The sequence below is a fragment of the Alcaligenes faecalis genome, from assembly GCF_041521385.1.
GTDB lineage: Bacteria > Pseudomonadota > Gammaproteobacteria > Burkholderiales > Burkholderiaceae_B > Alcaligenes > Alcaligenes faecalis_E.
Map to the genome: position 1 here is coordinate 4,075,011 of NZ_CP168006.1, position 10,853 is coordinate 4,085,863.

Annotated in this window: 13 protein-coding genes; all 13 read left to right on the plus strand. The window is 55.4% G+C overall.

From position 1 onward, the window contains the following. Positions 1-446 precede the first annotated feature (446 nt). Positions 447-1,001 (plus strand): hypothetical protein, encoded by a 555-nt coding sequence (locus tag ACDI13_RS17810; protein ID WP_045931322.1) that lies wholly within the window; start codon positions 447-449, stop codon positions 999-1,001. After that, the gene (locus ACDI13_RS17815) at positions 998-2,230 is read left to right on the plus strand and encodes a hypothetical protein (protein ID WP_316988839.1); all 1,233 of its coding nucleotides are present in this window, start codon (positions 998-1,000) and stop codon (positions 2,228-2,230) included. The genes ACDI13_RS17810 and ACDI13_RS17815 overlap by 4 nt, the downstream gene beginning before the upstream one ends. Further along, positions 2,230-2,802: a hypothetical protein gene (locus ACDI13_RS17820; protein ID WP_222668032.1), complete on the plus strand. Its 573-nt coding sequence runs from the start codon at positions 2,230-2,232 to the stop codon at positions 2,800-2,802. Before ACDI13_RS17815 ends, ACDI13_RS17820 begins: the two co-directional genes overlap by 1 nt. An 11-nt stretch (positions 2,803-2,813) precedes the next feature. Then, on the plus strand, positions 2,814-3,605 hold the full coding sequence (locus tag ACDI13_RS17825; protein ID WP_222668031.1) for a transglycosylase SLT domain-containing protein: 792 nt from the start codon (positions 2,814-2,816) through the stop codon (positions 3,603-3,605). Then, positions 3,595-4,188: a PFL_4695 family integrating conjugative element protein gene (locus ACDI13_RS17830; protein ID WP_316988840.1), complete on the plus strand. Its 594-nt coding sequence runs from the start codon at positions 3,595-3,597 to the stop codon at positions 4,186-4,188. The genes ACDI13_RS17825 and ACDI13_RS17830 overlap by 11 nt, the downstream gene beginning before the upstream one ends. Continuing rightward, a complete protein-coding gene (gene traD / locus ACDI13_RS17835; protein ID WP_316988841.1) occupies positions 4,178-6,442 on the plus strand; it encodes a type IV conjugative transfer system coupling protein TraD in 2,265 nt (754 codons plus the stop codon). The genes ACDI13_RS17830 and traD overlap by 11 nt, the downstream gene beginning before the upstream one ends. Next, a complete protein-coding gene (locus ACDI13_RS17840; RefSeq protein WP_316988842.1) occupies positions 6,439-7,221 on the plus strand; it encodes a TIGR03747 family integrating conjugative element membrane protein in 783 nt (260 codons plus the stop codon). The genes traD and ACDI13_RS17840 overlap by 4 nt, the downstream gene beginning before the upstream one ends. A gap of 40 nt (positions 7,222-7,261) precedes the next feature. After that, positions 7,262-7,588, plus strand: a complete 327-nt coding sequence (locus tag ACDI13_RS17845; RefSeq protein WP_316988843.1) for an RAQPRD family integrative conjugative element protein — start codon at positions 7,262-7,264, stop codon at positions 7,586-7,588. Positions 7,589-7,616: 28 nt separating this feature from the next. Further along, positions 7,617-7,862, plus strand: coding sequence for a TIGR03758 family integrating conjugative element protein (locus ACDI13_RS17850; protein ID WP_316988844.1), 246 nt, complete (start codon positions 7,617-7,619; stop codon positions 7,860-7,862). Positions 7,863-7,907: 45 nt separating this feature from the next. Next, positions 7,908-8,318 carry a DUF2976 domain-containing protein gene (locus ACDI13_RS17855; protein WP_316988845.1) on the plus strand — a complete coding sequence of 137 codons (411 nt, stop codon included), beginning with the start codon at positions 7,908-7,910 and terminating at the stop codon, positions 8,316-8,318. A gap of 15 nt (positions 8,319-8,333) precedes the next feature. Beyond that, positions 8,334-8,873, plus strand: coding sequence for a TIGR03750 family conjugal transfer protein (locus tag ACDI13_RS17860; protein WP_086060447.1), 540 nt, complete (start codon positions 8,334-8,336; stop codon positions 8,871-8,873). Next, positions 8,870-9,670, plus strand: a complete 801-nt coding sequence (locus tag ACDI13_RS17865) for a PFL_4703 family integrating conjugative element protein (RefSeq protein WP_080584946.1) — start codon at positions 8,870-8,872, stop codon at positions 9,668-9,670. Before ACDI13_RS17860 ends, ACDI13_RS17865 begins: the two co-directional genes overlap by 4 nt. Before the next feature lie 299 nt (positions 9,671-9,969). Then, positions 9,970-10,842, plus strand: a complete 873-nt coding sequence (locus tag ACDI13_RS17870) for a TIGR03749 family integrating conjugative element protein (RefSeq protein ID WP_372372545.1) — start codon at positions 9,970-9,972, stop codon at positions 10,840-10,842. The last annotated feature ends 11 nt before the right edge of the window (positions 10,843-10,853 follow it).

The following is a 10,853-nucleotide window of genomic DNA, read 5'->3' on the forward strand; positions in this document are numbered from 1 at the left end:
TTAAGTTCTGATAAGTCACAGCCCGCTATGCTGGCCGAGGCCATTTGCAGCGCTTCACCCAGCCCCTGGGTGAAGCGCTGCGTAACCCGTAAGCCCCCTTTTCCCCTACCTGTAAAGCCTTTCCCGACGGCCACCGGATTTTTAGGTGGACGGCGGCCCTTTGGATAAGGCCCTTGACCCGTAGCAACCTTTTCCCAGTAGCGGATTGACGCCCCGGCAGTCCGTCAACACATTCTTGTTCTAGTTGTATTGTGCAATGCAAAACATTTTAACTTGAATACCCTTTCTTCACTTACTCAAAAACGCATATAGCAGGCCGCGCGGATAACGCACATAACTGTTTTCGTCAAGCTGAAACCCCGTGTTACGTGACCTTGGGTTAACGAGCGACACCTTGGGGTGCCTTTGCAACACTGAACGCCATTCTCAATCGGATGGAGTACTTCATGAGCTGGACAGCTAGACTCGCTGTTGCCGCGCCACTGGCTGTTTTGGCGTTGCAGGCCCAAGCCCAGGTCGGGGATACCTACGACAACGGCACACAGGTGCGAATAGGACAATACAGCACACAAGCCAGCACACCAGGGCATAGCGTTTCTGATCCCCTGTCTGTGTTTGTGGCACTGACTTACCCACGTCAAGACGTAGCCACCATTGATGGTGCGATTGAGTACACCCTCAAACGGACTGGCTGGCAGCTTGATCGCTCCAAGCTGTCGCTAGAAGCCGCGCAGTTTCTTCGCTTACCCCTTCCAGAGTCCCAGCGGTCGCTGGGCACGTATCGAGTGCGTGATGTCTTAAATGCACTCGTAGGTGAGACCTGGCGCTGGGACGAGGACCCCATCCGTCGCAGACTGTGGATCAGTCTAGCGGCACAGCCGACTCTGTCAGGCGTCGAACTGACACAGAATTGGCTCCACGCCCAAACCTACCCCGTCACAGTTGACCCTAAAAAGCCGTGGTTGCCCCTGACCGAGCGCATCAGCGGGGTGCAGCCATGAACCAACAAGATCAACAATGGCAACAGCAGCAAGACGATCTTCGCCGCCGGGAGCAAGCCGAGCAGCTAGAGCGTGAACGGCTCGAGCGCTTGGAACATGAACGAATGGAGCAAGACCAGCAGCTTGAGCGTGAACGCCAAGAAAAGCTGGATCAGCACGACTATGACTCCCGTCGTGAGTTGGAGGACGCTACCCCAAACAAGCCAGGTGTCTTGCGAACACTCATGCAAATTTTGTTCTCTCGCAAAGAACCAACGGCAAGCGTTGAAAAACAGAACGTGGAGCCCGTGTTTTCGTCTGTAGTGGATCCCCTGACCGAGACGCAAAACAATGAAGCAGTCACCGATTTCTTTGCTGAACAAGAAAATCAACCGCAAGCAGTCAGCGTTTCGCCATCCCCATTGGCATCCGCAGCGCTTACCGATGCTCCAACGCTCAAGAAAAAGACAGGCTATCCGTGGAAGCTAATCCTGGCGTTGGTGCTTTTTGCTGTCCTTTTCTTGAGCTGGAAATACCTGTTTAACCAACCTGTGGTTGAGCAAACAGCCGCCTTGTCGGCAGCCGAACCTTCACTGGCTGAAATCGAAGACCAGGTCGCCCCTGTTGAGGATGAGGAAAAGGGTTCTGAGCCCTCCCCTGCTCCCACCACCAGTGAACTAGGCAATGTAGAGAAAGCTTCTGACATGCCCATGGGAACAGATCCGATAGACACGGCAGAGTCAACGGAATTCCAAGAACTTTCCATTGATCTCGGAGAGTCGTTCCCATCGAACCTTGAAACATCGCAAGCCTCGTACGCCGTTCAAGAAACACCAACATTTGAGGTGCAAATCTCGTCCCTGCAACGTGATGTCACCGAAATCAGGCAGTTACTCAATGAGCTCTTACAACAAAACGAACAGTTGATTGCTCTGTCCACACCTGCACCTACACCTGAACCAGAACCAGAGGCGGTGCCAGTTGTTGAACCTGCCCCCGTGAAAAAGCCGGTCACTCGTCGAGCCAAGGCCGCACCGAAGCCAAGCGTTCGTCTGGTCTCAGTCGATATGTGGGATGGCAAACCCTCCGTTGTCGTCGCCAGTACACGCGCAGGCGACAACCAAACCTTAGTGATGCGACCAGGTGACACCGTCAACGGCGTCACGCTGCAAAGCGCAAGCGCATCCGAGCGCAGCGCCTCTTTTCTCGTAAACGGAAAAACCACCAAATTAACTGTGGAGGGCCAGTGATGCCGCGCCTTATGAAAATCAAAGCAGCAGCCATCAGCCTGCCCCTGTTTTTCCCTGCGATGGCGCATTCGCAAACCCAGGCCACCGCTCAGCAGCGTACCGAAGAAGTCGCCAACGCTACGCAGTCACAAGGGCGTAATCCGATTGCGCTGGATGCCGTAGATCGCCTGCGCGCCAATATTTGGGGCTTAACCGACGAAGAAATGTTGCGCGCCAAAACCTTGCTGGAAGGCCCTCGCAAAGCATTCTCGGTGGAAAACCTCTCGCCTATTGAAGCTCTGGGCATTCACGCGACCTCGGAAGCAGAGCGCCGTAAGTATGCCGAAATGTTCGCCCGCGCCTTTCATGCCGACGTGGAGCGCTCATTGGCATGGAATCGTGCTTTCACCGAAGCGATGGCACGCCTTTACCCAAATGAGCCAGTTGTCAATTTCAGTCAAATCCCACCCGTTCCCGCCACGGTAGGTGCGGCTGACACATTGAACGTGCCGCGCACGGCCATCATCGAGGTCCCCGCTCCGGGCTACACACCTCTGACTCAAAGTGAGCCAGCACAGGGCTCTGCGAAGTGATGGGTACCGCCATGCACCGCCGACAGTTTCTTGGCGCCCTCACCGCACTGACGGCCAGTGGCGTCATGACGCGCTCGTGGGCAATGGCTGTGCCTGCGCAATCGGAGCTGGCGCAGCCCGAAGGCCTGGACCCGCAGTGGTGGCCATATTGGTCAGATACGGCTGTGCGCATTGAACCCAAGATCACACCCCAGGGGCAGACGACCATCCCCCACGGGTATGTGCGTCAGATGCCTCGCACGCGCACCCGTCCTGGTGCGCCGATCGTGGCGGCATCTTTGTTGCCACCCCGCGCTTATGACTGGGCGGGACAGCGTTGGAACATTGATCCGTGGCTACTTTACGGCGTCGCACTACAAGAGTCGCAAATGAAATTTGGTCGGCAGACGCTGCCCTACCCTTGGACTCTGTGCGTCAGAGGTGCTGCTAAGCGCTATGGCTCCTATGAGGCCACCCTCAAGGCCTTGCGTAAGTATGTGGATGTCAGAGGTATCCGCAATGTGGATTGCGGTGCAATGCAGGTGAACTGGGGCTACCACAACGACAAGCTCCAAAGTTTTGAGCGTGCTCTGGATCCCTACCCCAATCTCGATGTAGGTGCACAAATTCTGCGTGAACACTTTGACCGCAACAGTTCCTGGCGTCTGGCGGTCGCCCTCTATCACACGGGCTCCAGAAATACGCAAGAACGGATCAGCCGCGGCAATCGTTACAGCCGTGGCGTATTCAACAAATTGGCCAACCTGGGGTTAGATGCGTCGGAGTTGGCCACCTCGACCGGTTGGAGGCGATATGCGCCGTAACGCCGCTCTCTTTTTGTACACCGCTACTGCATTGGGCATCGCGATCGTCCTCGCTTTGAGTGCTGCGACCGTAATGGATTTCCCCCAAGCCTATGCACAAGAGGAACCATCCATTATTGATGAGTCTGTGCCTGCTGTTTCCTATTATTCGGCCTTAATTTCAGGTGCAGACCAACCTGGTGTTGGTGCCGGTATCCAGTTTCCGCTGACTTCTAACTTGCTACAACCTGGCGTGCTCAAGCCATCGGCTGTTCCAGTATTCAATCCAAAATGGATGACCCAAACATTAGCCATTGTGGGTGACGACAAAGGCTCAGAAGAATGGCTCAAGCTCCATCAGGCTCGCCTGCTTTCTCTGCAGGCCACTGTCATTGTGGTATCCGCAGCCAGTGAAAAACGCTTTAAAAACATCCAGCGACAAGCCAACGCATTGCCAATCGTCCCTGATCCCGGCCACTGGTTACAGAGCCGTCTTGCCGCAGCGCAAGTGACTGTCTATCCCGTGCTGATTGGCTTGGACGGTCAAGCGCGACAGATCATCTTCTCAGAAGGTTTTGAACGAGTTGAAGCGCATGAAAAATAACGCCGTCTTGGAAGCGTTACTGCGTCCACCTGTCGAAATTTGGAGTGCGGCAACGGCCTGGTCCGTCACGGCCACGGCTGCCCTGGCGCCTTGGGCGCTGATGATGCCCCCTTCTTTGGGCTACGTTGCAGCAGCAGGATCGGGCTACTTTGGCGGGGTCCGCTTTAAGCAGGCGATGCGGATCAAGCGTTATCACCATCACCTGAAATACTACAAAGTCACGAAAATTGCTCCCGCCAAAATTCCCGTGGCACCGGGCGAGTTTTACCTGGGCGAAGGGTTCGAGTGGTCGCAAGCGCACACACAACGTAAACGTGAGGCCTTGCAACCGCAGGCCAAGCGTTTTGTGCGTCCATCGGGCAAAGAGCTGGCCCTACGCAGCCTGGGTTCGAAAGCCATTGAACAAGCGCAAGGCAAAGGCCCCGTCAAACCCATTGTGCGAGCCATTGCAGGAATTGCGGGCATTGATCATTGGCTCAACCCATTGCAGCCTCACCCAGACTTAGGTGGCTCACCCATCGTGCATGGCGTGGGCAGCATGGACGAAGCCCCCGTCAAGATTCGCCAGTCCTCTCGCAATGGACACATGCTGGTCATGGGCACCACGCGCGTGGGCAAGACCAGGCTGCTGGAGTTATTTGCCACCCAGGACATTCATGCTGGGCACGTCACTATCGTGATCGATCCCAAGGGGGATGCCGATCTGATGCTGCGTATGTATGCCGAATGCGCTCGTGCAGGCCGCCTGGACCAGTTTTACATGTTCCATCTTGGCTATCCCGAGATCTCGGCCAGGTACAACGGCATCGGCAACTTCTCGCGCATCACAGAAGTGGCCACTCGTGCCACCAACGCCTTGCCCAGCAGCGGAAACTCCGCCGCTTTTAAAGAGTTCTCCTGGCGTTTTACCAATATTGTGGCTCAAGCCCAGGTTGCGCTGGGACGTGTCCCGACCTATGAAGCCTTGCTCAAAGATGTGACCGGCATTGACGGCCTGTTCATGGACTATGCCCGCATGGTGTTTGCCCAGCAGGCCCGCCAAGGCCGTCTGATCGACTGGGAAGTAAGGCTGGCCAGCCTTGAGCTCGCGCTGCAAGACCGCAAAACCGCCCCGCCAGTGCCACGGGCATTGGCAGATCGACAGCCCGAGTTTGTAGCGATGTTCTTGCTCATTAAAGAAGCCAAGATCAACGATACGGTCCTCGCAGGCCTGGCAGCCGCCTTTAGTTATGAACGCAGCTTCTACGAAAAGATCATCGCCAGTCTTGGCCCGTTTCTGGAGAAACTGACTACCGGCGCGGTGGGCAAACTGATCTCTCCCGACTACTACGACCAAACCGATAAGCGACCAATTTTTGATTGGATGAGCGTCATCCGTCAGGGCGGTGTGGTCTATGTAGGCCTGGATGCATTGTCTGACTCGGTCGTGTCCTCTGCCGTGGGTAACTCCATGCTGGCCGACTTGGTCAGCGTCGGCGGCAAGCTCTATAAGACCGGACTGGACCCCCATGCGCCAGATGGCAAAATCGTATTGCCGACCATTTGCGCTCACTTTGACGAGGTCAATGAGATTGCAGGTCCCGAATTTGTGCCCATGGTGAACAAGCTGGGGGGCTCGGGCTTTCGGATCACCGCGTACACACAGTCAGCATTTGATATTGAGGCAAAAGTCGGAGATAAGGCCAAAGCGGGCCAGATCCTGGACAACTTTAACCACCTGGTCATGCTGCGCGTGCGTAGTGTCACGACGGCCAAGCTGCTGACGGACCAGGTTCCCGAAGTCGAGGTGGTCCATCTCACGCCAATGTCAGGCGTCACAGACACCGCCGCCCAAGGCACCGGCGTCGATTTCATCAGTCGCAACGATGATATCTGGACCAAAACCAAGGTCCCTATGATTGAACCAGCCGATGTGCTGGAACTACCGCAAGGCCAAGCCTTTGCGCTACTTGAAGGCAATCGACGCTTCAAGATCCGAATCCCGTTGGCTGATGCAAGAAACGACGAATTTGTACCGCAGTCTTTGCAAAACGTCGCCGCACAAATGAAGGCCCGCTACCGGACCTCCGAGCAATGGGCCAGTGAAACCGACTGGTTCACTGAAAACTGGCTCAATAGCCAGCCAATCGCCGATGGCACGGGCATGATCGCTACTGATCTAGCGGTGCAGGATCCTGACCCCGATGACGACACTCAAAGCAAAAGCGCGATAAACACTGACACGATGGGCCTGATCACAAGGGGGCACGGATGAGTACCAACTCGACCAGCCGCCCTGTTAAGCCCACCACTCGCGGCCCCATTTTGATGACCTTTGAGATGGTCATGGGTTTGCTTATGGTCTCTGTCTCAGCGTGTGTGCTGGGGTTGATCATAGAGCTGGCCGGCATTCATACGATTTGGAAAGACCAAGGCACAGGCCATGCTCGCTCTATCGTGGAGCAGGACCTGAGCTATATCGAGGCTGCCCCGAAAAGCCTGATTATTCCAAATACCGTGGCCTTCTCAAACAAGATGCTCAGCTACATCTCATGGCCTTACGAGAAATTCGGAATCTTGCAGTGGTATGCCAATAGCCATGACCCCGCCATGCAGCGTCAACAGGCCCTTCGTCGTGCACAAGAAATAAAGGCAAACGGCAACAGCCTCTCCTCCAGGCTGAAAACGATTGGCGCTGATGCCGGCCAATTTATCAGCACGGTACTCGTGCTTTCCATGTATGTCGCCATGGATGTAGCGCTTCGACTTTCGATTGCCCTTTATGCGCTGCCAGCCTTTGTTCTTGCGTGCCTAGTGGGTGCGGTCGATGGCCTGGTACGGCGTGACTTGCGCAGGTGGAGCGGCGGCCGAGAGTCCTCCTTCGTTTATCACCACGCTAAGCGATACACAGCCTGGGCACTTACTGGAGGTTTCGGTCTGTATTTGACCTGGCCTTTCGGCGGCTTCAACCCCGCTTACATGGTTCTGATTTTCACCGCGTTGGTCGCTGCAACGCTCAGCACCACAGTGGCTTCCCTCAAAAAGTATATGTAGCGCCTCTCGCTCACATCACGACATTGGAGAAACGACAGAAATGAAACCACAGCAATCTGGCCCCTCAGAACGTAAGACTCATCGCGCTTGGGCAACCGCGCTCATGCTCGTCGCATGCGCCACCGTTCAGGCTGGTGATGCCGATAGTGAGCGCGAAAGTCTGGCACGGATTGAAAACGAGCTGGCCGTCGTTCAGCAGATGGTGGCCGCAGCCTCTCGTGATGCCCCTCCCTCTCAACGGGTCAATTTTCGATATGAGTGGTTGATCAATGATCTGGACGTGATGCGTCGGGGAATTCAACAACACCTTAATGCCCCTATGCAGCCGCGCCCAGTCGAGCCACTGCGAGGCGACTACCGCCAATGACGCAACTTCAGGAGATCCCCTTATGGGCATGAACAATGCACAGCTGGGTTCCAACATGAGAGAGGCGTTTGCAGCAGGCTCGGGTGTTGACCCAAACGCCATGAAGGTCGTGCTGACGATCATCACGGTTGCGATTGTGGTTCTGTTCTTTGCCTGGCTAGGGATGACCGCCCTGGATAACTACCGGGAGGGCCAACTCAAGCAGGAAGAGGTGGTCTGGGCCTGCGTCAAATTAGTTGTGCTGTTGTCCTTAATCCTGTGGGTGTTGGTTTGACGCTCACAGGACTTCTTAACACATCAAACCATACGGAGTTTAGCTATGACCACACTGAACGCTCTGTTGGCGGCACCCCGAGCGGGGTGGCAAAAAGCCAAGCGTCACTTCGCGCAAGCCGCTTTGATCCCTGCTGTAGCGTTACTTTCGTCACCTACCATGGCAGCTTTGCCCACGATGCCTACACCGGGATCTGGCATTGACGGGGCTCAAGTTGCTGACGGCGATTGGCTTGGAGCGATGGGTGCTTACTGGAAACAGGGCATCACGATTCTGGCCATGATCTTTGTTGGCTACTTTTTCCTGAAAGTCGTGATGGGCGCAATCACAAAGTGGACCCAATACACACGTGGCCAGGCTGATATTGCTGACCTGAAAGAATACGTAATCACTGGCGGTGTGCTTGCCATTGCGCTTGTCGCACTGGCCACGTATGCCATCGCCACGCTCGGGTAAAGGGGAAAAGTCGATATGGCTCGCAAGCCCTCTGCCCCACACCTTGAACAGCTAGATGAGCAAGTTACCCAGGGCATCGCTACGCCGATAACCGATCGCGTGAATGTTCAACCAGCCATTCTGAACGGTATGACGGTCGATGAAGCACAAATCATCGGTCTGATCTCCGTCGTGGTGTGTCTGCTGCTGGGCTTGGTACTGCTGGCCATAACCGGCTTCTGGCAAACACTTTTGGCCATCATGCTATTTGGACCATTAGTCATTTTGTGGTTTGCCTCTAAATACTTGGCGGGACTTAAGCGCAACCGTCCTGACGGCTATTACAACCAGGCTATGCACCACTGGATGGCCTCTCGTGGGTGGGTGAAAGCCAAATTCATCCGCCACAACGGTTATTGGAGCTTGGGCCGGACCTTGCCCTTTAGCCTGTCCACTTCATTCAACCCTAAACCGTCCCGTCAGAACGTTGTTTCTACGAGCGAAACGGCCATCCCCTCTTCTTGCGCTGCTCAAGGTGTGACACCGATAGCGGATAAAGCGAGCAACAACGTATGAGTTCAAAATATTTAAACGCCCTGGCCACTGTTCAGGCGACAAATAAAAGACTGGGCGCACTTGTTTTAGTTGTCGCCGCTCTTGGGGCTGTGGGTATGTACTTTGCTGCCCGCACACCGCATCGAATCGACGTCAATTTGCACCCCAACATTCAAGGCGGGGATGTCGTCACCGTGACCGACGGCCAGTCGCCGGTCCCTGACGTCAATGTGTATGGCTTTGCCTACTACATCTGGCAGCAGGTCAACCGCTGGCAAGCCGACGGGTACAAGGACTACGGCAAGCAAATCTACTACTACCAGGCCTACATCACCCCGTCTTGTCGCGCTCAGCTAGAGAACGACATGAACACACGGGATAGAGCCGGTGAGTTGCGCTCACGCACACGCATCATGACCGAGATTCCAGGGTTTGGGTTTTCACCCAGACGAGTCATTTCGCAAGGCACCAACACCTGGACAGTACTGCTCGACATGCAATTGCAAGAGACATTTCGTGGTCAACAAATCAAAGACATCTACATCCGGTATCCGATGCGTGTCGTGCGATATGACGTTGACCCCGAGAAAAACCCCTGGAAGCTGGCCATTGACTGCTATGGCAACAACCGCCCTGCCCGCCTGAATCCTGACGAAGTCGCCGCAGTCCAGAAGAACAACCAAAGTCCCGAGCTGCCAACTGAGTCAGAAATCGTGCCCGCCACATTGCCCGGCACGATCACCGACCCGGCCACCAACGTGACCGACCCCGCTCCGACACCTATCCAGGTGCGACCCGTCCAACCTCAAAGCGAGTGAGATTGTCATCCATGAAAGCCATTCTTAGCATTCGCAAAACAGCTCTGGCCTGCGCTCTTTTGGGGCTGGCCCAGTACGCACAGGCACAAGTACGAGACTTGGGGCCAAACTTGGAGAGCGTACCAGCAGATCTTATTGCTCCAGCCCCTGACAGCGTCAACTCAAGTGTCAATGTGGGTTCTGCAACAAACGCAGCAGTGAATAACGCACCCGATCTGGGAGAGATTCCCAATCTTGGCTCCTCACCCTCTAACGCTGAGTATCAAAACCCTAGCGTCAATGTGATGGGTGACCAAGCTATGGTGGAGAGCACTGTGGATGCAGCCATTCAACAGGCCAAGGATAATCAGGACGAAAGCGGCACGACCATCCGCAAACCACCACAAAATAAACCGCATGGCGTCGAGCGAGCCGTGTTTAATCGAGCTCCGGTACGTGCGCCACTGCCTGTGGGCATCGAACGCATGATTACCTTGCCTGCGCCTGCCGCCCTGCATGTGCCATCGGATATGTCCAAGATTGCCCGAATCGAAGTCATTGATCGCACGATGTACATCACGGCCCTCCAGCAGTTCACACCCGTGCGAATCATTGCTGAGCTCATTGACTCTGGGCAGCAAATTCCCTTCGATCTGGTTGCCGACAGCACAACAGCCAGTGCCCGTAGCGAACTTCAGGTTTTTGTCGTTGCTTCCTCATCGCCTGGTTCAGAGGAGATCGGAGGTGATGGTCCCGCTTCCCAAGCGGCAGCGCAAGCGACCAGCATGGCCAATGAACACACATTGAGCCAGCAAATGGCGGAATCAGCACCGACAGATATGGTCCAGCTCACCCGCTACGCCGCACGCCAGCTTTATGCCCCAAAGCGGCTTGCCACCCCGTTCTCAGGTGTGCAGCAGGTCGAAGTCACTGCTGAGCCAATTGCCAACCTAATACGTGGCGTCCATGTTGTATCCACCCCCGTTGGTCAGTGGCGTTCTGGCCAGCTCTATGTGACAGCCGTTCTCATCAAGAACCGGTCATATAGCCCCTTGGAGATTCCACTTGAGCAAGTGCGCGGCCAATGGATTGCAGCCACCGCGCAGCACGGTCGAATTGGCCCAGCCGGTTCCGAGACGGACACCACCGCCATTTATCTGGTGTGCCAGCGCCAATTTGAAGCCTGCCGGTAATAAAGGAACAA